This window comes from Streptomyces sp. NBC_01463 (assembly GCA_036227345.1).
Taxonomy (GTDB): Bacteria; Actinomycetota; Actinomycetes; order Streptomycetales; family Streptomycetaceae; genus Streptomyces.
Genome location: CP109468.1, coordinates 6,766,456 through 6,791,361 on the forward strand (window position 1 = coordinate 6,766,456; position 24,906 = coordinate 6,791,361).

Here is a 24,906-nt window from a genome sequence, read left to right on the forward strand (position 1 = left end):
TTACGGACCGGGGCACGGTCTGTACTGGTGTGAGCGACACCGCGCACCGCTTCCCCGAGGAGACCGTCATGTCCCAGAACGCCAGAGCCGCTTCCGCACCGGCCGCCGCCGTTCCCGCCGCTGCTGCGCCCGCCTCGGACGGGCCCGTGTCCGGCGCGTCCGCGGCCGGCCGCGGACGGGGCGCCGTCGCGCTCAACGTCGCGCGGTACGCACTCGCCCTGTTCCTGGGCTTCAGCGGAATCGCCAAGCTGATCGCCCATGAGTCCGCCGTCGAGTCCTTCGGCCGGATGGGCTGGAGCCACGCCGCGATGTACGTCATCGGCGGACTGGAGACGGCCGGGGCGGTCGCGCTGCTGATCCCGCTCCTCGCCGGAGTGGCGGCAATCGCCTTCTGCGCGCTGCTGACCGGGGCGTCGGTCGTCCAGCTGACCCTGCTCGACCCGCCGAACGCGGTCATGCCCGCGGTCCTCGTCGTGGTGATGGTCCTGATCGCACGGGACCGCCGGGAGGGCACGGCGGCCCTGGTCGCACGGTTCCGCCGCGGCGCGTGAGGCGGGCGCGGGCGGGCGTGTGGTGCGTGCCCGCGCCCGTCGGCTCAGTGGACGGTGCTGAAGCTGCGCCAGGGCAGCGCCGTGGGTGCGTTGACGTCCGAGAACGTGGTCGCGAGGTACGTCGTACCCGGACCGGTGCAGTCCCTCGTCCGGTACAGGATGATGTCGATCAGGGTGCCGTTGGCCACTTCCTTGGCACCCGCGGGGGCCAGCCGGTGACAGCCCTTCACCGAGGGGCTGTTCACCATGATCACGGCATCCCGCTCGGTCGTGTAGGTGACGGGACCCACGGCGGTACGGCCGAGGCCCGAGCAGCCTGCGACGGTGAGGGTCAGGAGCGCGGTCCCGGCGGCGATGCCGAGACGGCGGCGTCGGTGGTCGTTCACGGGCATGGGCGGGTCCTCGTCTGTCTCGTCCGGCTCATCCGTACGCACGCCGTCACGCCTCCCCGTACGCCACGGCGGGACGTGCTGACGCTGGTCACCCTGCCCGCTCCCGGCAGGCCCGGCATCCGGGAGACGGCCGGGCGGGGGACGAGCGGGGGCGGGTGGGCGAGGAGAGGTTCGCCCGGTGTCCAAATGGGGCATAACGTGGTAATAGCGCTTCATGTGGTGTGAGGCAGATGTTCCGGTTCTTCCGGCTGGCAGGGGGCCGTCATGGTCCAGGAGCTCTTGATCGCAGCGGTCGCGGCGGTATCGGCAGGCGCCGTGTACACGGCGGCGGCCGCCCGGGTCGTCAAGCAGTACGAGCGGGGCGTGGTGCTCCGGCTCGGCCGGCTCCGCGACGACGTGCGCGGGCCCGGATTCACCATGGTGCTCCCCGGCGTCGAGCGGCTGCGCAAGGTCAACATGCAGATCGTGACCATGCCCGTGCCGGCGCAGGACGGCATCACGCGGGACAACGTCACGGTGCGGGTGGACGCGGTCATCTACTTCAAGGTGGTCGACGCGGCGAGCGCCGTCGTCGAGGTGGAGGACTACCGCTTCGCCGTCTCGCAGATGGCGCAGACGTCGCTGCGTTCGATCATCGGAAAGAGCGACCTGGACGACCTGCTCTCCAACCGGGAGAAGCTCAACCAGGGCCTGGAGCTGATGATCGACAGCCCCGCCGTCGGCTGGGGCGTGCAGATCGACCGGGTCGAGATCAAGGACGTCTCGCTGCCGGAGACGATGAAACGCTCCATGGCCCGGCAGGCGGAGGCGGACCGTGAGCGGCGGGCCCGGGTCATCAACGCGGACGCGGAACTCCAGGCGTCCAAGAAGCTGGCCGAGGCGGCATCGGAGATGTCCGCCCAGCCCGCCGCGCTGCAGCTGAGGCTGCTGCAGACCGTGGTGGCGGTGGCGGCGGAGAAGAACTCCACGCTGGTGCTGCCGTTCCCGGTGGAGCTGCTCCGCTTCCTGGAACGCGCCCAGCAGCCGGCACCGCAGCAGCCGGCTCAGGCGGTTCAGACAGCTGAGACAGCGCAGCCCGAGCCCCCGTCGGTGACACAGGGACCGCCACAGACACAGGTGGATCCGCCCGTGTCACCGCCGACCCCGACGCCGACGCCGGAGCCGGAGCCCCCGGCCGACCGGCGGTCCGAGCGGCCCGCCCCCGAGCCGCCCCGGCCGCCCAACGGCGCCGGGCCCGCACCGAGGGAGTCCACGCCCCCGCTCGCCCGGCACTGACCCGGCCGTCCCCGCCCGCCGGCCGCCGCCGGACCCGTACGAGCTGCGGGCCCGGCGGCGGCCGGTCCGCGTTGTCAGAGCCCCCGCCTAGACTCGCGAGTCAGAGGGTTCCCGCGCTGACCAGGTACGACCACCTGCGGAGGACCGAGGACGCGAAGGCCCGGCAGCAGGGTGCCGGACGGGAAGGGAGGGGCGTGCGCATGGACGTGGGCATCGCACCGCCACCGCGGGACGCGGCCGTCGGCCGTCTGCTGCGGTGTGCCGCCGTCTTCCTGCCCGCCGCACTCCCGCGCGAGGGCCGCATCGCGTTCTGGGACCCCGAAGGGCGCCCGCTGCCGGACCCGGCCGACGTGTGGGGGCCCGGCGCCGGCGACCGGGGGGATGCCGCCGGGGCCGTGGAGGCCGACGGCACAGGCGTGCGGGCCGCCGAGATCACGGTTGTGCGCCACCACGGCGAGGGGGACGACATCGCCGCCGTCACCGTGCCCGCCCTGCTCGTTCCGCCGGCCGAGGCCGTGCCCCTGCTGGCCCGCGCCCGCCACCTGCGGTCCGCCCACCCCGCCACCCGCTGCTGGGGCGCCGCCACCCTGCACGCCCTCCATCTGGTGTCCCGCGGCCGGATGCTCCCCGGCCTGACCGCCGACGACCACGACGCCTGGCGGGCCGGACCGCGCGACGCCGAGGACGTCGCGCATCTGCGTGCCGTCGCCGCGGCCATGCCCGCCGAGGGGTACGCGACGCCCTTCCCGGACCGGACACCCCTCCAGGTCCCCGACCCCGAGCCGCTGATCTCCGCCTACCTGGACGCGGTCGCCGACAGCCTGCCCCGCACCCCCGCGGCCGCCTTCGCCATGGGCGCGCCCTTCGCCGCCCAGGAGGGCCGCCACCTGCCCGGCGCCCGGGAGTGGGCCGTCGAGGTCGCGGCCGGACTGGACGCGGGCGTCCGGGTGTCGCTGCGCCTGGACCTCTCGGCATACGAGCTCTTCGACACGGAACGCTCCGCCGGGACGGACGACGCCCCCGGCGGCGAGGGGCCGGCCGGCGCGCGCCACGCAGGCGCCGCCATCACCCAGGTGCACAGCCTCGCCGACCCCACCTACGTCGTCGACGCGGCCGCGCTCTGGGACGGCACGGCGGGCGAACCCTTCGGCCCCCGGGCCCGGATCGACGCCGTGCTCGCCCTGCGCCGCGCCGCCCGCGTCTGGCCCCCGCTGGAACGGCTGCTGGACCAGCCCGTCCCCGACGTACTCGCCCTCACCGAGGACGAGTTGCAGGAACTGCTGGGCACGGCAGGGGCACGGCTGGCGGCAGCCGGAGTCAGCGTGCACTGGCCCCGGGAGCTCGCCCGCTCCCTCACCGCGGCGGCGGTCGTCCGGCCGGCCCCCGGCTCGGCCACCGACGGCACCTCGTTCTTCGACGCCGAGCAGCTCTTCTCCTTCAACTGGCAGCTGTCGCTGGGCGACCAGCGGCTGACCGAGGCCGAGATGGACGTGCTCGCCGAGGCGCACCGGCCCGTGGTGCGGCTGCGGGACCAGTGGGTCGTCGTCGACCCCGCGCTCGTGCGCAAGGCCCGCAAGCGGGAACTCGGCCTGCTCGACCCGGTGGACGCCCTGGCCGTCGCCCTGACCGGCAGCGCCGAGGTGGACGGCGAGCAGGTCGAGGCGGTGCCGGTCGGCGCGCTGGCCGCGCTGCGCGCCCGCCTCGTCGAGGACGACACCCTCATCGCACCGCCGCCCGGCCTCGACGCCACCCTCCGCGACTACCAGCTGCGCGGCCTGGCCTGGCTGGACCGGATGACGTCGCTGGGCCTCGGCGGCTGCCTCGCCGACGACATGGGCCTCGGCAAGACGATCACCCTCATCGCCCTCCATCTGCACCGCGCGCATCCCGCGCCCACCCTGGTGATCTGCCCCGCGTCCCTGCTGGGCAACTGGCACCGGGAGATCAACCGCTTCGCGCCCGGCGTCCCCGTGCGGCGGTTCCACGGCACCGACCGCAGCCTCGCCGAACCCGACGGCGGCTTCGTCCTCACCACGTACGGCACGATGCGCTCCAGCGCGGCCGAACTGGCCGCGCACAGCTGGGGACTGGTCGTCGCCGACGAGGCGCAGCACGTCAAGAACCCGCACTCCTCCACCGCGAAGGCGCTGCGCACCATCCCGTCCCCGGCCCGGGTCGCCCTGACCGGCACCCCCGTCGAGAACAACCTCTCCGAGCTCTGGGCGCTGCTCGACTGGACCACCCCCGGACTCCTCGGCCCCCTCAAGGCGTTCCGGGCCCGCCACGCCCGCATCGTGGAGAACACCGGAACGGCCGCCGGCATCGCCAACGACGAAGCGGTGGAGCGCCTCTCCCGGCTGGTCCGCCCCTTCCTGCTGCGCCGCAAGAAGTCGGACCCCGGCATCGCCCCCGAGCTGCCGCCCAAGACGGAGACCGACCACCCCGTCTTCCTCACCCGCGAGCAGGCCACGCTCTACGAGGCCACGGTGCGCGAGACCATGGCGTACATCGAGGCGTCGGAGGGCATCGCCAGGCGCGGCCTGATCATGAAGCTGCTGGCCTCCCTCAAACAGATCTGCAACCACCCCGCGCAGTATCTGAAGGAGGAGCCGACCCGCCTCGCCGGCCGCTCCGGGAAGCTCGCCCTGCTCGACGAACTCCTCGACACGATCCTCGCCGAGGACGGCTCGGTGCTCATCTTCACCCAGTACGTGACGATGGCCCGGCTGCTCTCCGCGCACCTCACCTCGCGCGCGATCCCCTCCCAGCTCCTGCACGGCGGTACCCCGGTGCCCGAACGGGAACGGATGGTGGACCGCTTCCAGTCCGGCGAGGTGCCGGTGTTCCTGCTCTCCCTCAAGGCGGCGGGCACCGGGCTGAACCTCACCCGGGCCGCCCATGTCATCCACTACGACCGCTGGTGGAACCCGGCCGTCGAGGAACAGGCCACGGACCGCGCCTACCGCATCGGGCAGACCCAGCCCGTCCAGGTGCACCGGCTTATCGCCGAAGGCACCGTCGAGGACCGGATCGGCGAGATGCTCCAGGCCAAGCGCGCCCTGGCCGACGCCGTGCTCGGCACCGGGGAGACCGCGCTGACCGAGCTCAGCGACCGCGACCTGGCCGACCTCGTCTCGCTCCGGAGGCCGTCATGAGCCCCCGCCCCCACGCCGCCTCCGGTCCTCACGGCTCCGCCGGCGCGCGGCCCGTCGCCCGCTCCCGGCCCGGCCCCGACGACCTGCGACGGACCTTCGAGGCCGTGCCCGCACGCACCTCCGGCGACGACGAACCGTTCGCGGACAGCTGGTGGGGCCGGGCCTGGGTCGCCGCGCTGGAGTCCCTGTCGATGGACCCGCCGAGGCTCGCCCGCGGACGCGCGTACGCGGACAGCGGGAACGTCGCCGCGGTGACCGTCACCCCGGGACGCGTCGTCGCCTACGTCCACGGCAGCCGTCCCCGCCCCTACCGCGCCGAGCTCCGCCTGCGCACCCTCACCGACCCCGACTGGGACACCTTCCTCGACGCGGTCGCCGCCCGCCCCGGCCATCTCGCCGCCCTCCTCGCCAAGGAGATGCCGCACTCCCTGGCCGACACGGCGGCGGCCGCCGGAGTCACCCTGCTCCCCGCGGCCGACGACCTCGACCCCGGCTGCTCCTGCCCCGACCGCGGCTGGCCCTGCAAGCACGTGGCGGCGCTCTGCTACCAGATGGCCCGGCTCCTGGACGCCGACCCGTTCGTCCTCCTGCTGCTGCGCGGCCGCGGCGAGCGGGAGCTCGTGGAGGACCTGGGCCGTCGCAACGCCTCACACTCCGCGCGGGAGCGGCCCGCCGCACCCCCCGCTCCGTCCGTACCCGCGCAGGAGGCGCTCGCCGACCGCTTCCTGCCGCCGCTGCCCGCCCCGTTCCCGACGGAGCCGCATCCGGGCCAGCCGCCCTCGTACCCGGAGTTCCCCGGCGCCCGGGACCCGCTCGCCCTCGACCAGCTCGCCACCGACGCGGCCGCCCGCGCCCACGCGCTGCTCGCCACCGGCGCCGACCCGATCGCCGGTCTCACCGCCTGGCAGGACGCGGTCCGGCTCGCCGCGGCCCGTCCCACGGCCGGCCTCACCGCCACCACCCGCGCCCTCTACCGCGAGCTCGCGTCCGCCACCGGCCGCAACACCACCGACCTGGCCCGCGCCGTCGCCGCCTGGCGCCAGGGCGGACCCGAGGGGCTCGCCGTCCTGGAGACACCGTGGGACCCCCCGGCAGGACCCTTCGACCGGGCCCGCCCGGCCCTCGCAGCGGCCGGCTTCCCGCGCTTCCAGCCGTGGCGCAACCACCTCACCCACCCCGGCGGCGCGCTCCAGCTCCGCTTCGGCCACGACGGGCGGTGGTACGGCTACGAATCCGACCCCGGCGCCGACGAGTGGTGGCCGAGGGCCGCACCGGACTCCGACCCGGTGGGTGCGCTCCTGGAGCTGAGCGGCGGCTGACTCCGCCGGTGGGTCAGCTGTTCAGGAAGATCAGCAGACCGATCAGCAGCACGGCGACGACCGGCAGCACGATCAGCCGCGCCTTGCGGAACGACTCGTTGTCCTGCTGCCCCAGCCCCCGGCCGGCGCCGTGGGCCGACGCCAGGTGCTCCCCGGCCATGTCGATGATCTGCCGCGTCGTCAGGAGCGAAGGCGACCAGTCGCAGTGCGTGCAGACGAGGAAGTCGCGGTACGGGTCGTACCGGAAGTCCCGCTCCAGATTGACCGTGAAGGCCTGCCCCTGCTCGGTCGTCGCGGTGAAGTGACGTATCGGTGTGCCCATACGGCGTGCTCCCTGCTGATGGAAGTCCGGTGTCCCGGTACCCGGCCGCGGCACAGTACCCGACGGCCCGGCCACCGCAGCGCACCGGACCGGACGGGCAGCGGGCGCGGCTCAGAAGTCGGCAGTCGTGCGCTCCTCGACGCGGGCCACCGAGTCCTGGGCGTACGCCTTCTCGTAGGCGTCGCGGATCCGCTCGATCTGCGGGTCGCGCATCCGGGCCTCGGACGCCGGGTAGAGCAGGGTCAGTTCATAGCTGCGCTCGCGCTCGATGACCCCGTTGGAGTCCCGCCACTGACCACGGCCGTCCTGGATGGTCAGCCCGTTGGGGAAGCGCGGAGTGACCTCGCCGTCGATGAACTCCAGGAACTGCCGGTCGGTCACATCGGGTTCGCCGTCCGGGCGTTCGGTGCCGAAGAACAGCCGCGTCTCGATGTAGTCCTTGCCGCGAGCCGCCGTCGCCGGCCGGGCGTCCGAGGGGGAGCCCGCGCCCAGCGTGGCGTACGCGACCGGTGTGCCCACGGCCAGGACCGCGAGGCCGGCCGCGGCGGCGGCGAGCGCGGCGCGCCGGCGCGGGCGGCGGCGGACGTCCGGGGAGGCGTCGGAGGAGCCCGGGGCGGCTGTCGGGCCGGCTGCGGAGGTCGTGTGGGGGAGGCGAGGCATGGGGAAGCCCTTCGTTCCGGGTGCGGGGGAGGCGCGCGGACGCGCGGGGCTCACTGTGGCAAGCGGCCCCCGCCGGACGGCGGCGGAACAGGGGCGCCGCACGGAAACCACCCGAACGGGCGGGCGCACATCGTGCACCCGGAACGGCCGGGCGCCTCCCGCGCGGACAAAAACCGCTGGTGCGCCCCGTGTTGCTGTTGCTAGCTTCCTGGACGTGGCGAAACTCAATCAGATCATCGCAGTGGAGAAGGGCGTCAAGTCCAAGGCTCACCAGGACCTGACGGCGGCGCATCACGGCCTCCAGAAGGCCGGTCTGCTGGCCGGGATCTCCCGGACCTACCAGCCGAAGGACGAGGAGGGCGAGCAGCTGCCGCCCGAGTCGACCCTGGTGCAGATCAAGGCCGAGGACGTGCTGCGGGAGACCGCGGCGACCCTCACCCGCCTCTTCGACGTGACCGCCACGAAGGACTGGGCGAACTGCGCGGCCCGCGCCGACATCTCGGTCGACGGGCGCGTCCTGGTGAGCGGCGTACCGGTGTCGTACCTGCTCTTCCTGGAGAAGCAGCTCACGGACATCAACACCTTCGTCCGCAAGCTCCCGGTGCTCGACGCCTCCGAGGCATGGGCCCAGGACCCGTCCACCGACTCCTGGAAGACCGAGCCGGTGCGGACCCTGCGGACGAAGAAGGTGCCCCGCAACCACGTGAAGGCGGAGGCCACCGACAAGCATCCGGCGCAGGTCGAGGTGTACTACGAGGACATCCCGATCGGTTACTGGACGACGGTGAAGTTCTCCGGGGCGCTGCCCGCGCGGCGGATCAACGAACTGCTCGACCGGGTGGAGAAGCTCCAGCAGGCCGTCAAGTTCGCCCGCGAGGAGGCCAACGGCGTGGACGTCACGGACCAGCGGGTGGGTGATGCGGTCTTCGGTTACCTCTTCGGGTGACCGACCATGGAATCCCCGGCGGCGGTCGACGCGGCCGGGGTGCGCGAGGAGCGCAAAGCTGAAACTGAAGTTTGTCGTGAAGACGCGGTTCAAGTGGAGGTTCGAGTCCTCCCCCCGGCACTTCCACACGTCCGTACGTGCCGTACGGACACGGGCCGGGGTAGCCCAAATGGCAGAGGCAGGCCGCGATCAATCTCAGACTCTTGCTCCAGACTCAGCATGCGCCGCCTATCGCCGGATCAACCGGGCCCGTGCCCGTGTGCGTCGAGATGCCGGTTCGACTCCGGCCCGCGGAGCTTCGGTCTGCGGTCGTCTAAAGGCAGGACGCGGCGACATAAAACTGATACGGGACCTTTAAAAGTGCCGGCGTGCCGTACAGGCGGCAATCACAGGGCTCGGGGGCCGGCTACGCCCCCGGGCCCGCTCCCGTTCCCGGGCCCGCGGCCGGTGCGTCGCCCGCCGTGCGCAGGGACACCCCGCGCCCGGCGAAGAAGCGCTCGAAGTCGGCCAGCGGCAGCTCCGCCGCGCGGGTACCGGCGGTCGTGCCGGACGGGTTGTGGAAGTGGACGCCCGTCCCGTCGGCGGTGCGGGACGTCACGAGCACCAGATGCCCGCCGCGTCCCGGCGCCGGCCGCCGCGGGTGGCGGATCCCGTAGTGCACCGATGCCATGACGGACCGGCCCTCGTCCAGCAGCGCCGGGATCTCCTCCGGTGCGAGATGCCGGTGGACCGTGGCGTCCAGGCCGTGCTTCTCCCGTACGTACGCGGCGAACGGGGCGTACACCAGGCCCCGGATCCCGCCGTCGCCGTCCTCCGTGTACGCGCCGTGCTCCAGGGCCCCGTCCCGTAGCGCGAAGAGCGGCGGGGCATCGGCGCCGAGAGCCATGCGCAGACATGTCATCCCGCACAGATGCCCGGCCCAGCGCGCGTACTCCGCGGGTGAACTCGCGCCCGAATCCGCCCAGGCGGGGTCGGTGGCCGGGTCGAGTCCGCCCTCGACGATCGGCCCGACGAGGTCGAACGAGGCGAACTGGGTGTGCACGGGGACCTGGCAGGTGGAGCAGCTCACGATCGGTCTCCGGTCGTCGTCGGCCGCCTTCGGCCGTCCCTGGCCGTCTCCAGTGCCCGGGGTCACTGCCGGTAGCCGGTCAGGAATCGGCCGATGCGACTGATCGCCGCATCAAGATCGTCAGCGTACGGGAGGGTCAGGATGCGGAAGTGGTCGGGCCGCGGCCAGTTGAAGCCGGTGCCCTGGACGACCTGGATCTTCTCGCGGAGCAGCAGGTCCAGGACGAACTTCTCGTCGTCGACGATCGGGTGCACCTTCGGGTCGATGCGCGGGAAGGCGTACAGCGCCCCCTTCGGCTTCACGCAGGACACCCCGGGGATCTCGTTCAGCTTCTCCCAGGCGCGGTTGCGCTGCTCGTACAGCCTGCCCCCGGGCACCACCAGCTCCCGGATCGACTGGCGGCCGCCGAGCGCGGCCTGGATCGCGTACTGCGCCGGGGCGTTGGGGCACAGCCGCATGGAGGCGAGCATGGTCAGCCCCTCCAGATAGCTGCGGGCATGCTGCTTCGGGCCCGACACCACCATCCAGCCGGAACGGAATCCGGCGACGCGGTACGTCTTCGACAACCCGCTGAAGGTGAGGCAGACCAGGTCGGGGGCGAGGACGGCGACGCTGTGGTGCTCGGCGTCGTCGTAGAGGATCTGGTCGTAGATCTCGTCGGCGAACACCATCAGGCCGTGCCTGCGGGCCAGATCGAGGATTCCGTCGAGGACCTCGCGCGGGTAGACGGCGCCGGTCGGGTTGTTCGGGTTGATGATCACGACGGCCCTGGTCCGATCGGTGATCTTCGCGGCCATGTCGGCGAGATCGGGGTTCCAGTCCGAGGCCTCGTCGCAGGTGTAGTGCACGGCCTTTCCGCCCGCCAGCGTCGTCACCGCGGTCCACAGCGGGTAGTCGGGGGACGGGATGAGCACCTCGTCACCGTCCTCCAGCAGCCCCTGCACCGCCATCGAGATCAGCTCGGAGACGCCGTTGCCGAGGAAGATGTCGTCGACACCGACCTCGGTGAGCCCCATCGCCTGGTAGCGCTGCGCCACGGCCCGGCGGGCGGACAGGATGCCGCGCGAGTCCGTGTAGCCGTGGGCCTGCGGCAGCATCCGGATCATGTCCTGGACGATCTCCTCCGGCGCCTCGAAGCCGAACAGTGCCGGATTGCCCGTGTTGAGCCGCAGCACGCTGTGGCCCGCCTCCTCCAGGGCGTTGGCGTGCTCGATGACCGGGCCCCGGATCTCGTAACAGACCTCGTTGAGCTTGCTGGACTGGCGGAATTCCATGCGGTGCCTCCCCGACCCGATTGCGATACTTGGTTTTACCAAGCTCGGGCTTGGAAAGTCCAACAACATGTCTAGACTGCGTCGCATGCCACGTCAGCAACAGCCCGCGACCCGCCCGGTCCGCCGCCGGAGTTACGACCAGTTCTGCGCCGGCGCCCGGGCGCTGGACGCCGTCGGCGACCGGTGGACCCTGCTGATCGTCCGTGAACTGCTGGCCGGTCCCCGCCGCTACACCGATCTGCACGCCGACCTCCCCGGCGTCAGCACGGACGTCCTGGCGTCCCGGCTCAGGGACATGGAGCAGGGCCTGCTGGTCACCCGCCGCAAGCTGCCGCCGCCCGCCGCCGCCGTGGTGTACGAACTCACCGAGCGCGGACACGGGCTGCTGCCCGTCCTCGCGGCGCTCGCCGAGTGGGGGGCGCCCGCCCTCGTGGAGCGGCGGCCCACGGACGCGGTCCGGGCGCACTGGTTCGCCCTTCCGCTGCTGCGCGCGCTGGAGGGGGCGGCCGGGGGAGCCGCCGGCGGGGTGGTCGATGTGCGTCTCGACGAGGGCGAGTTCCACGTCCGTACGGGGGAGCCGGTGGCAGGTGAGCCGGTGTACGGGGACGGGCCCGCGGCCCGCGCCGACGCACGCATCGCCCTCGACGCGGAGCTGTGCCTCGCCCTGGGCCGCGGCGAGCTGACGTTCGCCGAGGCCGTGAAGGAGGGGCGGATCGAGGTGTCGGGCGACGGGCCGCTGGCCGCGGAGCTGCGTGGCGCATGACGGTCGAAGTGGCGTGATTCAGCCGGTCAACTTCTGGGTAGTGTCGGGGCATTTGGGATGTCCGGGACACTGATCGAGAGGAGTTGCCCGTGAGGATCGGCAGACCGCAGGAGCGGCACGAACAGGAGCAGCAGGAGCGGCGCGAACGACAGGGGCGGCTGGGGCGAGTGGGGAAGGGGCTCGTCATCGTGGGCTGTGTGGCCGCGCTCGGCTTCGTACCGGCAGCGGCCGTCGCCACCCCCGGCAGCGGCGTGAGCGGCACCGTCGTCGCGAAGGGCACCTCGGTGGGCAAGCTGAAGGTGAAGGCGCCGAAGGGGCGTACCGACGTCACCTTCCGGACGATCACGGTCGAGCCGGGCGGCTCCACGGGCTGGCACACCCACCGAGGTCAGCTGATCGCCGTCGTCAAGTCCGGCACACTGACCCGCACCCTGGACGACTGCTCGGTCGAGGTGACGCCCGCGGGTACGTCCTTCATCGAGCCGGCCGGGGCGAAGCACCGCCACATCGGGCGCAACCTGGGCTCCGAGCCCGTCGTCCTGTGGGTGACGTATCTGCTGCCCGTGGGCAGTGAACTCTCGGACGACGCCGACGCGGTGGACTGCGGCAAGAAGAAGTAGTCCGCGGCACCCGCCCTCTGGCGCCCCGGCCGGCCATCGCGCCACCGGGCGCCGACCGTCAGCGGGCGAGTGTCTCCCCGTACGCGCCGAGGCCGGCGCTCACCAGGCCGTCGCGGAAGGTCAGCACCTCGTAGACCCGGCCGCCGATCTGGTTCCGGTAGTCGATGACCAGGGTGTCGACGCCCGCCCGCACGTCCATCACCTCGAACGCGAGGTCGGGGATCAGCTCCAGCCCGCGCGCCCAGTACGCGCGCAGTTCGGCCTTGCCGCGGACCGTGCCGGAGGCGTCCCCGGTGAACCGCGCGATCATGGGGGAGCTGAAGGTCACATCCTCGTGATAGTGCGTCAGGATGCGTTCGAGATCGTGGGAGTTCCAGTCGTCCTGCCACTGTGCGGCGAACACGCGGGCGAATGCGAGATCCATGAGTACGACCGTAAGGGGAGCATGCGTGCTGAGGCGAGGATTTTCGGCAACGGGTGAGGTCCGAGGGGTGGCTGAGGTTCAAGGGGAGGGTGAGGACGGCAGGGCGGTTGGGGCTCGTGGGGCGTCGGGGAGCGGCGGTGGCCGGCCGTGAGCGGGACGGAGTACCCCGGGGATCTCGACCCGGCACACCGAGCCGCGCTGGCCCGGGAGGTCCTGGACGCGCTCGCCGGCAGCCGCCCTGGGTCGCGTGCGGAGCTGCGCGGCTCCCTCGCCCGGGGGACGGCCGACGCGTACAGCGACATCGACCTCGCGTGGACCGTCCCCGACGAGCAGTTCGACGCGTGCGTGGCCGCCGTCCCGGAAGTGCTCGGCGCGGTCCGTCCGGTCCGCTCGGTGCGGGCCGACCCCGACCTCCTCAACTCCCGCGAACGGCGTCTGCTCTTCGTCGACTTCGAGGACCTGCCGCTGTTCTGGCGGCTGGACCTGGAGATCACCGCGCGTTCCGTAGCGGGCCTGCCCGGCTGCGGCCAGGAGGGTCCGGCGGCGCGCGGCGACGACTGGTCGCGTCCCGCGAGCGCCCTCGCCAACGGGGTCGCCGCGGTGAAAGCGGTGCTGCGCGGACAGCCGGAGACCGCCCGGGGCCTGCTGGAGCGCGGCTTCGCGCGCATCGGTGCGGCGGACCCGGCCACCGGGGAGTGGGCCGCGGACGTCATCTGCCTGGCCGACGCCGCCGCGGCGCGCGAACCGGCCCTGAACCCGCTCGCCGAGCGGGTGAGGCACCTGGCCTCCGACTGCCGGAGCACGGTCCTGTGGCAGGCCCTCCCCGAGGCCGTACGCGAGGAGGTCGACGAACTCGCCGTCCTTGACCGCACCGTCGCGGCGGTGGTGCTCGTCCGGAGATGCGGCATCGAGCCCCCGCCCGAGCTGCACGTCTGTGTGCGGCTGGTGCACGAACGCCGCCTCGCCCTCGCCGACCGGATTCCGCCACCGCCCCCGCGCGCCCCGGGCACGCCCCGGAACCCGTCCGACGACGGCCGGCGCTGAGGCGGGGCGCCGGCCGGCCCCGCGACCGGGGTGATGATGGATCCGTGCGATTCGAAGCGATCACCTGGGAACGGCTGGCGGACTCCCTGGCCGCGCACGCCGACGCGCTGAAACCGGCCGACGGAGGGCCCTGGCTCAAGATCGCCGTCGACGGGGCACCGGCCGCCGGCACCGGCGAGCTGGCCGAGTCGCTCGCGCAGGCGCTGCGACTGCGCGGCCGGGCCGTGCTCCCGCTGTCCACCGCGGGGTTCCTGCGCCCGGCCAGCCTGCGGTACGAGTACGGCAGACGGGACCCCGACTCGTACTACGGCAGCTGGTTCGACACCGGAGCGCTGTGGCGCGAGGTGTTCGGGCCGCTGGAGGCCGGGGGCAGCGGGCGGGTGCTGCCCGATCTCTGGGATCCGGTGACCGACCGGGCCACGCGGAGCCCCTACCGGCAGCTGCCCGAGGGCGGGGTGCTGGTCGTGCACGGGCCGTTGCTGCTGGGGCACTGGTTCCCGTTCGACCTGAGCGTTCACCTGCGCCTGTCGCCCGGCGCGCTGCGGCGGCGCACGCAGGAGGACGAGCAGTGGACCCTGCCGGCGTTCGCCCGGTACGAGGACGAGGTGGCGCCCGCCGGGAGCGCGGACGCGGTCGTCCGGGCCGATGACCCGCGCCATCCCGCCTGGACCGGACTTCGGCAGGACGGGTAGGACGACGGCCGTCCGGCGTCACTCCCGGCGCCTCATCCACCGTCTCATCCACCCTCCCCGTCCGGCGTCGGCCGTCCGCCGACGGTCATGACGGCCTGCGCCCCCGCCCGGCACCCCGCCGCCGCGGCCGCCGTGTCGTCGTGGCCCGCCAGCCGCGCCGCGAGGAAGCCACCGGTGAACGCGTCGCCCGCCCCGGTGGAGTCGACCGGGTCCCGCACCGGTTCCGCGGGGATCCGCCCGGTCACCGCACCCGCGGTCGCCAGCAGGACGCCGTCCCGGCCGAGCGTGACGACGGCCTGGCGGACCAGCAGGCTCAACTTCGCCGCGGCGTCCGCGGGTTCCGGGAGCCCGGTGAGCAGCCGGGCCTCGTCCGCGTTGGGCAGCAGGAGATCCACGTCCTCGACCAGCTCCAGGAACCGGTCGACGCCCAGCTCGGCGAGGAACCCCGCCGACGCCGGGTCGACGCTCACCGGGATGTTCCGCCGCCCGGCCTCCCGCAGCGCGAGCAGGGCCGTCGCGCGGCTGGCCGGAGCGAAGAGCAGATAGCCGGAGAGGTGCAGGTGGGAGATGCCGTCGAGCATCGAAGGCGACCAGTCGTCGGGGGACAGCCGCAGGACCGCGCCGCTGTCGGTGAGGAAGGTGCGTTCCGCGGCGGAGTCGACCAGGGCGACGACCGTGCCGGTCGGCGCGGCGTCGTCCACGGCCAGCAGCTCCCGCACGCCCGCGCGCCGCAGCGCATCGCGGTGCCAGGCCGCGGAGTCGGCGCCGACCCGGGCCAGCAGCCGTACCTCCCGGCAGCCCGAACGCACCGCCCAGCAGGCTGTGTTGGCGCCCGCCCCGCCCGGCCGGGTCCGGATCCTGGCCGCCGTGTCCGTACCGTGGACCAGCGCCGCACCGTGCCGGGCCACCACGTCCGTGACCACGTCCCCGATGACGAGCAGACCGCCGGTCACCGGGCGCTCCAGGCGGTGGCGATCCGTGCCGCGAGCGCCACGTTGCCGCGGACGGCCGCCAGATTGGCCTCCAGCGAAGCCCCTCCGGTGCCCCGCATCAGATGGTCGAGCAGGAACGGCGTGACGGCCTGCCCCGCGATGCCGCGCTCCCGGCACGCCGCCAGCGCCTCCGCCAGCACCCGGTCGTGCAGGACCGGATCCAACTGCTCCTCCTGCGGTACGGGATTGGCCACGATCAGTGCCGCCGGCGGGCCGCCGAGCGCGTCCTGCGCCCGCATCACCCCGGCGACCTCTTCGGGTGACCGCACGGTCCAGTCGACCGGTTCGCCCGAACTGCTCAGGTAGAAGCCGGGGAACCGGTCGGTGCCGTATCCGAGCACTCCGACCCCGAGGGTCTCCAGGCGCTGGAGGGTGGCGGGCACGTCCAGGATCGACTTCACACCCGCGCAGACCACGGTGATGCCGGTGCCCGCGAGCAGCCTCAGGTCCGCGGACTCGTCCTGTGACTCGGTCCAGCCCCGGTGCACGCCGCCCAGCCCGCCGGTCGCGAAGACGCGCAGGCCCGCTCCCGCCGCCAGGAACGCCGTCGCGGAGACCGTCGTCGCGCCGCTCGCTCCGGCCGCCAGCGCCGGTGCGAGGTCCCGGTGCCCCAGCTTGCGCATCGCCGGGTCCTCGGCGACCCGCTCCAACTGGGCCTTGTCCAGGCCGACCCGGGCCCGGCCGTCCAGCACGGCGACGGTGGCGGGCACGGCACCGGCCGACCGCACGATCTCCTCCAGCTCCTCGGCGACCCGCAGGTTGCGCGGCCGCGGCAGGCCGTGGGCGATGATCGTCGACTCCAGTGCGACGACGGGCCGGTGCGCGTCGAGCGCGGCCCGCACCTCCGCGGAGAGGACGGGCGCGTGGGGAGCGGCGCCGAGCGGCGCAGTGAGTGACATGTCCACATCTCTGTCGCGGGTGGGGCGCCTTCAAACGCGTGCCCCGACCGTGGCGGGGAGCGTCGGGGGTATCCGGCGGATTCCCGTTCCGGCGCGCGTTAGCGTCGGCCCATGCAGCCTTCGACGGATCACCTCGTCCCCCTGGATCGTCCCGTCTCCGCCGTGCGGCATTTCTACGACGACCTGGCCGCCGGATACGACCTGATGTACGCGGACTGGGAGGCGAGCATCGCGCGTCAGGCGGCCGCCCTGTCGGCGCTGATCGAGGAGGCCGCCCCGGGCGGCAGGGACCGCTGCGGCGGGGACCTCGCGTACGACGTGCTGGACTGCGCCTGCGGCATCGGGACCCAGGCCCTGGGGCTGGCCGCCCGGGGACACCGGGTCACGGGCAGCGATCTGAGCCCCGTGGCCGCGGCCCGCGCCGCGAAGGAGGCGGCCGCGCGGGGGCTGGACCTGCGTGTCACGGCCGCCGACATGACGCGGCTGCCGTACCGCGACGGCTCGTTCGATGTCGTCGTGTGCGCCGACAACTCCCTGCCGCACCTGCTCACCCCGCAGGCGGTGCTGGCCGCGCTCGGCGAGATGCGAAGGGTGCTGCGGCCCGGCGGGGTGCTGCTGCTGTCCACCCGGCCGTACGACCGGCTGCGCCGGGAGCGCCCGGCGTCCACGCCGCCGCAGGTCAGGGAGGGCGCCGACGGGCGGGTGGTCACGTTCCAGCTGTGGCACTGGAGGCCGGACGGCGAGCGCTACGACCTGGAGCACTTCCAGCTGCTGCCCGGCGAGACGCCGGACGGCGAGGTGCCGGGGGAGCGCTGGGGAGTGCGCACGAGGCGCACCTCGTACTGGGCGCTGTCCCAGGCGCAGATCGTCGAGTTCACCGCGCGGGCCGGGCTGCGGGAGCCCGTGTGGCACGAGCCGGACGAGTCGGACTTCTTTCAGCCCGTCCTGGTGGCGAGACGTCCCGAGGCGGTCGCTAAGGTGACCGGCCATGACCACATTTGATCAAGCTTCCGCCTCCTTCTCCGTGCACATTCCCGACGCCGTGCTCGAACCGGAACCGCTCGACCCCGAGCAGATCGTGGCCGGTGACCCCGAGGTCACCGGCAAGGTGCTGTGGGAGTCGACGGACGGCAAGCAGCTGCGCGGGATCTGGCAGATCACGCCCGGAGTCGTCACGGACACCGAGGCGAACGAGCTGTTCGTGGTCGTCAGCGGCCGCGCGACCGTGGCGGTCGAGGGCGGCGCCACGCTGGAGATCGGACCCGGCGACGCCTGCGTGCTGCGCGAGGGCGACCGTACGACGTGGACCGTGCACGAGACGCTGCGCAAGGCGTACCACATCACCCTCTGAACCTCTCCGAACCCTTTGACGAGGGGGTCTGCGGCTGCCGCTCGGACCCCCGGTTCAGGCCGTGGCGGTGCGGGTGAGGGACCGGCGCAGCGCGAGCGCGGCCATCGGCAGCAGCAGACAGGCGCCCGTGAGGTTCAGCCAGCCGTAGCTCGCTTGGGACACGATGACCCCGGCGAGCGCGCCGCCGATGCCCGCCGACGCGTTCATGCTCAGGTCCGACAGGCCCTGTACGGCCGCGCGGGCGGGCTGCGGTACGGAGTCGGTGAGCAGCGCGGAACCGGCGACCAGGCCCGCGGACCAGCCGAGCCCGAGCACGAAGAGGCCGGCCGCGGTCCTGCCGTGTGAGGCGCCCGCGGTCCCCGCGAGCAGTGCGGCGCAGGAGAGCAGCCCGACCGCGAGACCGATGACGGCGAGCCTGCCGATGCGGTCCGACAGCCAGCCCATCACCGGCGAGAACGCGTACATCCCGGCGATGTGGCCACTGATCACCAGGCCGATCAGTTGGAGGTCCGCGCCGTGGTGGCCGAGGTCGACCGGGGTCATCACCATGATCGAGACCATCGCGGTGTGCGAGACGGTCACCGTGACCAGGGCGAGCCGTGCCATCGGCGACGCCCGTACGGCCGCGAGGCCCGCGCGCAGCGAACGGTCGCCGGCCGACCGGTTCTCCTGCGGGGCCAGGGCACGTGCCGTGAGCAGCGGGTCGGGCCGCAGCAGCACCCCGATCACGAGGGCGGCGAGCAGGAAGATCCCGGCCGCCCAGACGAACGGGCCCGCCGTCTCCGAAACGGCGGTGCCCCGGAAGACCCGGCCCGCGGGTGCCGCGATGTTGGGCCCGAGGACCGAGCCGATCGTGGTGGCCCAGATGACGGTGGAGATCGCCCGGCCGCGCCGCTCCGGCTCGGCCAGATCGGCGGCGGCGAACCGGGCCTGGAGGTTCGCCGAGGATCCCGCACCGAACCCCGCCATGCCGAGCAGCAGCATGGGGAAGCTCTCCAGCACGGTCGCCAGCACCACGAGACCGGCGCCGAACGCGCCGATCAGATACGCGAGCACCAGCCCGGGGCGGCGGCCCCTCGACGTCATCAGCGCGGCCAGCGGCAGCGACAGCAGCGCCGTACCGGTCACCGACGCGGTGGGGGCGAGACCCGACAGCGCCTCGGAGCCGCTGACCTCGGTCGCCAGCACGGGGGCCAGGGCGATGCCGACGGGCACGCCGAGGCCGCCGAGTATCTGGCCGGCGATGAGGACGGCGGACGTCCTGCGCCGGAGTGCGGGCAGTCCGGCCGCGGTGACACCTCCGGCGGAGCCGTGCTCACCGGGGGTGTCAGGGGCGTCGAGGGTGTTGGTCACTGACGCAGTGTGCCAGTAGGCACGTCTGGTCGAAACGGGGTCGGTGCGGCGACGCGAGGGGACCGGGTACGGCGAGCTACGGGGCCGGGGCGCGGGTGCGGACCGGGTTCAGAACAGCGGCTGGGGCAGCACGCCCTCCAGCGCCAGCAGCTGCCGTTTGGTCTCCAGCCCGCCGCCGAATCCGCCGAGCCCGCCGTCGCTCTCCACCACCCGGTGGCAGGGGACCACCAGGGGCAGCGGGTTGGAACCCATGGCGGCGCCGACGGCCTGGGCGGCCCCGGGCTGCCCGACCCGGTCGGCGAGGTCCCCGTACCCCGCGACCGCGCCGTAGGGCACGCCCGCGGCCAGCTCGCGGAGCACCTGGCGGTTGAAGCCGCCCGTCAGCGACCAGTCCAGGTCGAGCGAGAACTCCCGCAGCGTGCCCGCGAAGTACGCCGTGAGCTGGCGTATCGGCTCGGCGAGCCGGGCGGAGCCGGGCGACTCCACCGGCTCTACGCCGAGCCGGGTGCGCAACCGGTCCAGCGCCTTGTCCCGTACCGCGGGCCGGGCGTGGAAGACCACGGTCACCAGCCCGGCCTCGGTCGCGGCCAGCATGAGCGGGCCGATGTCACTGTCGACCACGGCCCACTCGACAACCCCGTCGCTGTTCATGGGAACCACCGTACGGCCGGCCACTGACAACGGGAGGCCGGTGGCGGCCGTCGGGCCGGTGCCCCCGGGGCCCGGGCGGTCAGCCCGTGGCCTCGCGCACCACATCGGGAGCGTTGGTGATGATGCCGTCCACGCCGAGGCCGGCCACCCGGAGCGCGTTCTCCGCGTCGTTGACCGTCCAGGCGTTGACCTGGAGCCGCTTGTCGTGGGGGCCCTTCAGCGCGTGCACCGCCGCCACGTAGTCGGCGGAGACCGAGGCGTACGCCGGGTTGATCCGGTCGGTGAAGGCCGCGTACGACGGCAGGTCGGCGACCGCCGGGGTGCCGAGGAAGCCCGTCACGACGTCCGGACGCTGCTCGTGCACCCTGCGCACGCTGTCGGCGCCGAAGCTCTGGATCACCAGGCGGCCGCGGACGTGCTCGCGGTCCAGCCACCCCTCCTGACGCAGGACGCCCAGGGTCGCCCGCTCGATCCCCGGATAGATCTCGGGGCTCTTGATCTCCAGGAGCAGGTTCTGCTGGTTGCGCCCGATGCGCTCCAGGTACTGCCGGAGCGTGGGTACCCGGGCCCCGGCGTACTGCGGGCCGAACCAGCTGCCCGCGTCCAGCCGGGCGATCTCGGCGGCCGTGAAGTCCTTGACCGCCCACGGTGCGCGGCCGGGGAACACCTCCTCGGCATCCGTCGTCCTCTTCAGACCGGTGTCGTGCATGACCACCAGCACGCCGTCCCTGGTGAGCTGGACGTCGTTCTCCACCCAGTCGAAGCCCAGGACGTCCGCCTTTTCCACGGCCGCCAGGGTGTTCTCGGGCGCGTAGGCCGACGCGCCCCGGTGAGCGATGACGAGCGGGGCCCCGGTCCGGGCCCGGCCGACGTCACCCGCCGTACGGACGCCCGGTCCGGTGGCAGCCGTCGCGCGGAGGGCCGCGGCGCGGGCCGCCGTCCCGGGGTGACCGGCCGCGGCGGTGCCCGCAGCCGGTGCGTCGTCGGTCGTGACCGGCATGAGCAGCGCGCCGGCACCCAGCAGGGCGGCGGCAGCGACGGAGGCGGTTGCGGTGCCTGCGTACACGTGAACTCCTTGCGTCAGAGTTACGGACGGCCCGAGCGTCCCAGCCGCCCTCGAACGGGGGACGGGCGAAGGATGGCCACGATGTGAACGAGGCCCGGGGACCGGGTCACGGGCCGCTACCCCTGTCGATAAAATGCAGATCTTCTGTTTGATTGCCGGGCCTCGCGCCTTAGGGTCATCCGAACCCGGGCTTCTGCGAAGGGCGTACGAGCATGCAGGGCACCATCAACGGTTTCGGCTACGGGATGGTCACTCCCGTGGCCGCGTTTCTCATGGCCTGCCTCGGCGCGGCACTGGGTCTGCGCTGCACCACCCGGTCGCTGCGCACCGAGCGTTCCTTCAAGGCGGGCTGGCTGGCACTGGGGGCCACCTCCATAGGCTCGGGGATCTGGACGATGCACTTCATCGCGATGGTGGGTTTCACCGTCGAGGAGGCGCCGATCGGCTACGACAGGCCGATCACCTTCGCCAGCCTCGCCGTCGCGATCGTCATGGTCGGCATCGGGATCTTCCTGGTCGGGTACCGGGGCGCCACCCCCATGGCACTGGTGACAGGGGGAACGATCACCGGGCTCGGTGTGGCCTCCATGCATTACCTCGGCATGGCCGGAATGCGACTTGATGGGCAGTTCGAGTACGACACGATCACCGTCTCGCTGTCCGTCGTCATCGCCGTGGTCGCCTCGACCGCCGCGCTCTGGGCCGCCGTCTCCATCCACGGCTTCCTGCCCAGCCTCGGCGCCAGCGTCGTGATGGGCATCGCGGTGAGCGGAATGCACTACACCGGGATGGCCGCCCTCAGGGTCCAGCTGCACCCGGCCGCCCACACCGGAACCTCCGGCGACAGCGCGACCGCGCTCCTCGTCCCGATGCTGATCGGACCGGCCTGCTTCCTGGTGCTCGCCGCCGTCGTCGTCATGTTCGACCCGCTGGTGGTCATGGGCACACCGGACTGGGACGACCCGGTGGCCGCCCCCGGCGTCCGGGCCCCCGGAATCCCGGCCCAGCGCCAGATCCCCCGGTTCGGCACGCACGCCGACCCGGCCTCGTTCCACTCCCAGCGCCAGGACTCCGGACAGCCCCGGGACTGGTGACCGCGCGCCGTCGCGGGCGCTGACCCGGCCCCGTTGTCAGTGGGGGGTCGTACGGTGGTTGCATGCGGCCCGTTTCGAAGATCGAACGTTCGGTGGCGCCTTTCGAGGTCGTCAGTCCCTACCAGCCCAGCGGCGACCAGCCGGCGGCCATCGCCGAGCTGGAGCGGCGCGTCCGTGCAGGTGAGAAGGACGTCGTGCTGCTCGGCGCGACCGGCACCGGAAAATCGGCGACCACCGCCTGGATGATCGAGAAGCTGCAGCGCCCCACCCTGGTGATGGCGCCGAACAAGACCCTCGCCGCCCAGCTGGCCAACGAGTTCCGCGAGCTCCTGCCGAACAACGCCGTCGAGTACTTCGTCTCGTACTACGACTACTACCAGCCCGAGGCGTACGTCCCGCAGTCGGACACCTACATCGAGAAGGACTCCTCGATCAACGAGGAGGTCGAGCGGCTGCGCCACTCCGCGACGAATTCGCTGCTCACCCGGCGTGACGTCGTCGTGGTCGCCTCCGTCTCCTGCATCTACGGCCTCGGCACCCCGCAGGAGTACGTGGACCGGATGGTCCAGCTCAAGGTGGGCGACGAGATCGACCGCGACCAGCTGCTGCGCCGCTTCGTCGAGATGCAGTACACCCGCAACGACCTGGCGTTCACCCGGGGCACCTTCCGGGTGCGTGGCGACACCATCGAGATCTTCCCGGTCTACGAGGAGCTCGCCGTCCGCATCGAGATGTTCGGTGACGAGATCGAGGCGCTCTCCACCCTGCACCCCCTCACCGGCGAGATCATCAGCGAGGACCGGTCGCTGCACGTCTTCCCCGCCAGCCACTACGTCGCGGGCCCCGAGCGCATGGAGAAGGCGGTCGGCCGCATCGAGAAGGAGCTGGAGGAGCGTCTCGCCGAGCTGGAGAAGCAGGGCAAGATGCTGGAGGCCCAGCGGCTGCGGATGCGCACCACGTACGACATCGAGATGCTCCGCCAGATCGGCACCTGCTCCGGCGTCGAGAACTACTCGCTGCACTTCGACGACCGCGATCCCGGCACCGCCCCCCACACCCTCCTCGACTACTTCCCCGAGGACTTCCTCCTCGTCCTCGACGAGTCGCACGTGACCGTGCCGCAGATCGGCGCGATGTACGAGGGCGACGCCTCCCGGAAGCGGACCCTGGTCGACCACGGCTTCCGGCTGCCCTCCGCCCTGGACAACCGCCCGCTGAAGTGGGAGGAGTTCCTCGGCCGGATCAACCAGACGGTCTACCTCTCCGCCACCCCCGGCAAGTACGAGCTCTCCCGCGGCGACGGCTTCGTGGAGCAGATCATCCGCCCCACCGGCCTCGTCGACCCGGAGATCGTCGTCAAGCCCACCGAGGGCCAGATCGACGACCTGGTGCACGAGATCCGCAAGCGCACCGAGAAGGACGAGCGGGTCCTGGTCACCACCCTCACCAAGAAGATGTCGGAGGACCTCACCGACTACTTCCTGGAGCTCGGGATCCAGGTCCGCTACCTCCACAGCGACGTCGACACCCTGCGCCGCATCGAGCTGCTGCGCGAGCTGCGCTCCGGCGAGTACGACGTCCTGGTCGGGATCAACCTCCTGCGCGAGGGCCTCGACCTGCCCGAGGTGTCGCTCGTGGCCATCCTCGACGCGGACAAGCAGGGCTTCCTGCGCTCGGCCACCTCACTGATCCAGACCGTCGGACGCGCCGCTCGTAACGTGTCGGGGCAGGTCCATATGTACGCGGACAAGGTCACCCCGGCGATGGCGCAGGCCATCGACGAGACCAACCGCCGCCGCGAGAAGCAGATCGCGTACAACACCGAGCGCGGACTCGACCCGCAGCCGCTGCGCAAGAAGATCAACGACATCGTCGCGACGATCGCCCGCGAGGAGGTCGACACCGAGCAGCTGCTCGGCACCGGCTACCGGCAGGCGAAGGGTGCCAAGGCCCCCGTTCCCACGCTCGGCGTCAAGGCCGGTGCCGGGAAGGCCGGAAAGGCGGCCGGGGACAAGGCGGCGGTCACGGACCGTCCGGCCACCGAGCTCGCCGGGATCATCGAGGAGATGACCGACCGGATGCGCGCGGCCGCCGCCGATCTGCAGTTCGAGGTGGCCGCCCGACTGCGCGACGAGGTGGGGGAGTTGAAGAAGGAGTTGCGCCAGATGCGGGAGGCGGGTCTGGCCTGACCCCACCGCACCTGGTGTGTTGCAGGACCGACACAAAACGGCCCGCAGTGGCTGCGCCTCGGGCGTGACTGCGTAGGGTGCTGGAAAACCGCGCAAGGACGGTTGCGGGGACAGCGGAGAGGGGACAGCGCGTGACGGTCAATATGACCAAGGGTCAGGCCATCAGCCTGCAGAAGAGCGACGGGGGGACCCTGACCGCGGTACGGATGGGGCTCGGCTGGCAGGCGGCTCCGCGCCGCGGTCTGTTCGGCTCGCGCACCCGGGAGATCGACCTGGACGCCTCGGCGGTCCTGTTCGCCGACAAGCAGCCGGTCGACGTCGTGTTCTTCCGGCACCTGGTCAGCGATGACGGCTCGGTCAAGCACACCGGCGACAACCTGGTCGGCGGCGCCGGCTCGGGCGGCGACGACGAGGCGATCCTGGTCGACCTCCAGCGCGTGCCGGTCCACATCGACCAGATCGTCTTCACGGTGAACTCCTTCACCGGCCAGACGTTCCAGGAGGTGCAGAACGCCTTCTGCCGCATCGTGGACGAGACCAACGGCCAGGAGCTCGCCCGCTACACGCTGGACGGCGGCGGGCAGTACACCGCCCAGATCATGGCGAAGGTGCACCGCTCGGGGAGCGGTTGGCAGATGACCGCCATCGGCACCCCGGCCAACGGCCGCACGTTCCAGGACCTGATGCCGGCGATCCTGCCGCACCTGTAGGCGGCGCCGGACCACGGTCCGCAGCGGTACGCGCAGCTCCCGGCGGCATCGGCCGCCGGGAGCTGCACCGCATCGCGGGACCTCCCGGCACCACG

At 72.7% G+C, this 24,906-nt stretch carries 25 protein-coding genes and 1 tRNA gene; 15 read left to right on the plus strand and 11 right to left on the minus strand.

Going from position 1 to position 24,906, the window contains the following annotated elements; translation table 11 throughout:
- Window positions 1–29: 29 nt before the first annotated feature.
- The gene (locus OG521_29820) at window positions 30–551 is read left to right on the plus strand and encodes a DoxX family protein (GenBank protein ID WUW24733.1); all 522 of its coding nucleotides are present in this window, start codon (window positions 30–32) and stop codon (window positions 549–551) included.
- A gap of 44 nt (window positions 552–595) precedes the next feature.
- On the opposite strand, the gene OG521_29825 is transcribed toward OG521_29820, so the two are convergent.
- Window positions 596–943: a hypothetical protein gene (locus OG521_29825; GenBank protein WUW24734.1), complete on the minus strand. Its 348-nt coding sequence runs from the start codon at window positions 941–943 to the stop codon at window positions 596–598.
- Window positions 944–1,207: 264 nt separating this feature from the next.
- On the opposite strand from OG521_29825, the gene OG521_29830 reads away from it, so the two are divergent.
- The 3 genes from OG521_29830 to OG521_29840 all read left to right on the plus strand — a co-directional run bounded on the left by OG521_29830 (window position 1,208) and on the right by OG521_29840 (window position 6,692).
- Complete coding sequence (locus OG521_29830) at window positions 1,208–2,218, plus strand: slipin family protein (GenBank protein ID WUW24735.1); 1,011 nt, start codon at window positions 1,208–1,210, stop codon at window positions 2,216–2,218.
- A gap of 200 nt (window positions 2,219–2,418) precedes the next feature.
- Window positions 2,419–5,373 (plus strand): DEAD/DEAH box helicase, encoded by a 2,955-nt coding sequence (locus tag OG521_29835; protein ID WUW24736.1) that lies wholly within the window; start codon window positions 2,419–2,421, stop codon window positions 5,371–5,373.
- Window positions 5,370–6,692 (plus strand): SWIM zinc finger family protein, encoded by a 1,323-nt coding sequence (locus OG521_29840; protein ID WUW24737.1) that lies wholly within the window; start codon window positions 5,370–5,372, stop codon window positions 6,690–6,692. The genes OG521_29835 and OG521_29840 overlap by 4 nt, the downstream gene beginning before the upstream one ends.
- A gap of 13 nt (window positions 6,693–6,705) precedes the next feature.
- Here OG521_29840 and OG521_29845 read toward each other — a convergent pair whose 3' ends face one another.
- Both OG521_29845 and OG521_29850 read right to left on the minus strand, forming a co-directional pair.
- Window positions 6,706–7,014, minus strand: coding sequence for a hypothetical protein (locus OG521_29845; GenBank protein ID WUW24738.1), 309 nt, complete (start codon window positions 7,012–7,014; stop codon window positions 6,706–6,708).
- 111 nt (window positions 7,015–7,125) lie between these two features.
- Window positions 7,126–7,674 (minus strand): DUF3574 domain-containing protein, encoded by a 549-nt coding sequence (locus OG521_29850; GenBank protein ID WUW24739.1) that lies wholly within the window; start codon window positions 7,672–7,674, stop codon window positions 7,126–7,128.
- A 214-nt stretch (window positions 7,675–7,888) separates the two neighbouring features.
- Here OG521_29850 and OG521_29855 point away from each other — a divergent pair, with 214 nt between their 5' ends.
- Together OG521_29855 and OG521_29860 are read left to right on the plus strand one after the other, a co-directional pair.
- Window positions 7,889–8,620 carry a hypothetical protein gene (locus OG521_29855; protein WUW24740.1) on the plus strand — a complete coding sequence of 244 codons (732 nt, stop codon included), beginning with the start codon at window positions 7,889–7,891 and terminating at the stop codon, window positions 8,618–8,620.
- Between the two features lie 33 nt (window positions 8,621–8,653).
- A tRNA-OTHER gene (locus OG521_29860) sits at window positions 8,654–8,740 on the plus strand.
- 286 nt (window positions 8,741–9,026) lie between these two features.
- On the opposite strand, the gene OG521_29865 is transcribed toward OG521_29860, so the two are convergent.
- On the minus strand, window positions 9,027–9,689 hold the full coding sequence (locus OG521_29865; GenBank protein ID WUW24741.1) for a peptidase: 663 nt from the start codon (window positions 9,687–9,689) through the stop codon (window positions 9,027–9,029).
- 62 nt (window positions 9,690–9,751) lie between these two features.
- Complete coding sequence (locus tag OG521_29870; protein WUW24742.1) at window positions 9,752–10,963, minus strand: pyridoxal phosphate-dependent aminotransferase; 1,212 nt, start codon at window positions 10,961–10,963, stop codon at window positions 9,752–9,754.
- An 85-nt stretch (window positions 10,964–11,048) separates the two neighbouring features.
- Here OG521_29870 and OG521_29875 point away from each other — a divergent pair, with 85 nt between their 5' ends.
- On the plus strand, window positions 11,049–11,726 hold the full coding sequence (locus tag OG521_29875; protein WUW24743.1) for a helix-turn-helix transcriptional regulator: 678 nt from the start codon (window positions 11,049–11,051) through the stop codon (window positions 11,724–11,726).
- A 95-nt stretch (window positions 11,727–11,821) separates the two neighbouring features.
- On the plus strand, window positions 11,822–12,346 hold the full coding sequence (locus OG521_29880; GenBank protein ID WUW26851.1) for a cupin domain-containing protein: 525 nt from the start codon (window positions 11,822–11,824) through the stop codon (window positions 12,344–12,346).
- 58 nt (window positions 12,347–12,404) lie between these two features.
- Here the strand turns inward: OG521_29880 and OG521_29885 are convergent, their stop codons facing one another.
- Window positions 12,405–12,770 carry a nuclear transport factor 2 family protein gene (locus OG521_29885; GenBank protein ID WUW24744.1) on the minus strand — a complete coding sequence of 122 codons (366 nt, stop codon included), beginning with the start codon at window positions 12,768–12,770 and terminating at the stop codon, window positions 12,405–12,407.
- A gap of 147 nt (window positions 12,771–12,917) precedes the next feature.
- Between OG521_29885 and OG521_29890 the strand changes: the two genes are divergently transcribed.
- The gene (locus OG521_29890; GenBank protein WUW24745.1) at window positions 12,918–13,814 is read left to right on the plus strand and encodes a nucleotidyltransferase domain-containing protein; all 897 of its coding nucleotides are present in this window, start codon (window positions 12,918–12,920) and stop codon (window positions 13,812–13,814) included.
- A gap of 44 nt (window positions 13,815–13,858) precedes the next feature.
- Window positions 13,859–14,506: a uridine kinase gene (locus OG521_29895; GenBank protein ID WUW24746.1), complete on the plus strand. Its 648-nt coding sequence runs from the start codon at window positions 13,859–13,861 to the stop codon at window positions 14,504–14,506.
- A gap of 44 nt (window positions 14,507–14,550) precedes the next feature.
- On the opposite strand, the gene OG521_29900 is transcribed toward OG521_29895, so the two are convergent.
- Together OG521_29900 and OG521_29905 are read right to left on the minus strand one after the other, a co-directional pair.
- A complete protein-coding gene (locus tag OG521_29900; GenBank protein ID WUW24747.1) occupies window positions 14,551–15,459 on the minus strand; it encodes a sugar kinase in 909 nt (302 codons plus the stop codon).
- Window positions 15,456–16,397, minus strand: coding sequence for a pseudouridine-5'-phosphate glycosidase (locus tag OG521_29905; protein ID WUW24748.1), 942 nt, complete (start codon window positions 16,395–16,397; stop codon window positions 15,456–15,458). The genes OG521_29900 and OG521_29905 overlap by 4 nt, the downstream gene beginning before the upstream one ends.
- A 111-nt stretch (window positions 16,398–16,508) precedes the next feature.
- Between OG521_29905 and OG521_29910 the strand changes: the two genes are divergently transcribed.
- Window positions 16,509–17,399, plus strand: coding sequence for a class I SAM-dependent methyltransferase (locus OG521_29910; protein WUW24749.1), 891 nt, complete (start codon window positions 16,509–16,511; stop codon window positions 17,397–17,399).
- Complete coding sequence (locus OG521_29915; protein ID WUW24750.1) at window positions 17,386–17,748, plus strand: cupin domain-containing protein; 363 nt, start codon at window positions 17,386–17,388, stop codon at window positions 17,746–17,748. Before OG521_29910 ends, OG521_29915 begins: the two co-directional genes overlap by 14 nt.
- 54 nt (window positions 17,749–17,802) lie before the next feature.
- Here OG521_29915 and OG521_29920 read toward each other — a convergent pair whose 3' ends face one another.
- The 3 genes from OG521_29920 to OG521_29930 all read right to left on the minus strand — a co-directional run bounded on the left by OG521_29920 (window position 17,803) and on the right by OG521_29930 (window position 20,818).
- Complete coding sequence (locus tag OG521_29920; GenBank protein ID WUW24751.1) at window positions 17,803–19,101, minus strand: MFS transporter; 1,299 nt, start codon at window positions 19,099–19,101, stop codon at window positions 17,803–17,805.
- A 108-nt stretch (window positions 19,102–19,209) separates the two neighbouring features.
- On the minus strand, window positions 19,210–19,752 hold the full coding sequence (locus tag OG521_29925; protein ID WUW24752.1) for a methylated-DNA--[protein]-cysteine S-methyltransferase: 543 nt from the start codon (window positions 19,750–19,752) through the stop codon (window positions 19,210–19,212).
- A gap of 79 nt (window positions 19,753–19,831) precedes the next feature.
- Entirely contained in the window at window positions 19,832–20,818 is a 987-nt protein-coding gene (locus tag OG521_29930; protein WUW24753.1) for a glycerophosphodiester phosphodiesterase family protein, read from the minus strand.
- Between the two features lie 212 nt (window positions 20,819–21,030).
- Between OG521_29930 and OG521_29935 the strand changes: the two genes are divergently transcribed.
- The 3 genes from OG521_29935 to OG521_29945 all read left to right on the plus strand — a co-directional run bounded on the left by OG521_29935 (window position 21,031) and on the right by OG521_29945 (window position 24,811).
- Window positions 21,031–21,912 (plus strand): hypothetical protein, encoded by an 882-nt coding sequence (locus tag OG521_29935; GenBank protein WUW24754.1) that lies wholly within the window; start codon window positions 21,031–21,033, stop codon window positions 21,910–21,912.
- Between the two features lie 62 nt (window positions 21,913–21,974).
- Window positions 21,975–24,101: an excinuclease ABC subunit UvrB gene (gene uvrB / locus OG521_29940; GenBank protein WUW24755.1), complete on the plus strand. Its 2,127-nt coding sequence runs from the start codon at window positions 21,975–21,977 to the stop codon at window positions 24,099–24,101.
- Window positions 24,102–24,232: 131 nt separating this feature from the next.
- Window positions 24,233–24,811 carry a TerD family protein gene (locus OG521_29945; GenBank protein WUW24756.1) on the plus strand — a complete coding sequence of 193 codons (579 nt, stop codon included), beginning with the start codon at window positions 24,233–24,235 and terminating at the stop codon, window positions 24,809–24,811.
- Window positions 24,812–24,906 lie beyond the last annotated feature (95 nt).

Bases quoted from the DNA above. Each gene is read 5' to 3' on its own strand.
- OG521_29825 (WUW24734.1), bottom strand. From the start codon at position 943: ATGCCCGTGAACGACCACCGACGCCGCCGTCTCGGCATCGCCGCCGGG.
- OG521_29830 (WUW24735.1), top strand. From the start codon at position 1,208: ATGGTCCAGGAGCTCTTGATCGCAGCGGTCGCGGCGGTATCGGCAGGC.
- OG521_29835 (WUW24736.1), top strand. From the start codon at position 2,419: ATGGACGTGGGCATCGCACCGCCACCGCGGGACGCGGCCGTCGGCCGT.
- OG521_29840 (WUW24737.1), top strand. From the start codon at position 5,370: ATGAGCCCCCGCCCCCACGCCGCCTCCGGTCCTCACGGCTCCGCCGGC.
- OG521_29845 (WUW24738.1), bottom strand. From the start codon at position 7,014: ATGGGCACACCGATACGTCACTTCACCGCGACGACCGAGCAGGGGCAG.
- OG521_29850 (WUW24739.1), bottom strand. From the start codon at position 7,674: ATGCCTCGCCTCCCCCACACGACCTCCGCAGCCGGCCCGACAGCCGCC.
- OG521_29870 (WUW24742.1), bottom strand. From the start codon at position 10,963: ATGGAATTCCGCCAGTCCAGCAAGCTCAACGAGGTCTGTTACGAGATC.
- OG521_29875 (WUW24743.1), top strand. From the start codon at position 11,049: ATGCCACGTCAGCAACAGCCCGCGACCCGCCCGGTCCGCCGCCGGAGT.
- OG521_29885 (WUW24744.1), bottom strand. From the start codon at position 12,770: ATGGATCTCGCATTCGCCCGCGTGTTCGCCGCACAGTGGCAGGACGAC.
- OG521_29905 (WUW24748.1), bottom strand. From the start codon at position 16,397: ATGTCACTCACTGCGCCGCTCGGCGCCGCTCCCCACGCGCCCGTCCTC.
- OG521_29910 (WUW24749.1), top strand. From the start codon at position 16,509: ATGCAGCCTTCGACGGATCACCTCGTCCCCCTGGATCGTCCCGTCTCC.
- OG521_29915 (WUW24750.1), top strand. From the start codon at position 17,386: ATGACCACATTTGATCAAGCTTCCGCCTCCTTCTCCGTGCACATTCCC.
- OG521_29925 (WUW24752.1), bottom strand. From the start codon at position 19,752: ATGAACAGCGACGGGGTTGTCGAGTGGGCCGTGGTCGACAGTGACATC.
- OG521_29935 (WUW24754.1), top strand. From the start codon at position 21,031: ATGCAGGGCACCATCAACGGTTTCGGCTACGGGATGGTCACTCCCGTG.
- uvrB (WUW24755.1), top strand. From the start codon at position 21,975: ATGCGGCCCGTTTCGAAGATCGAACGTTCGGTGGCGCCTTTCGAGGTC.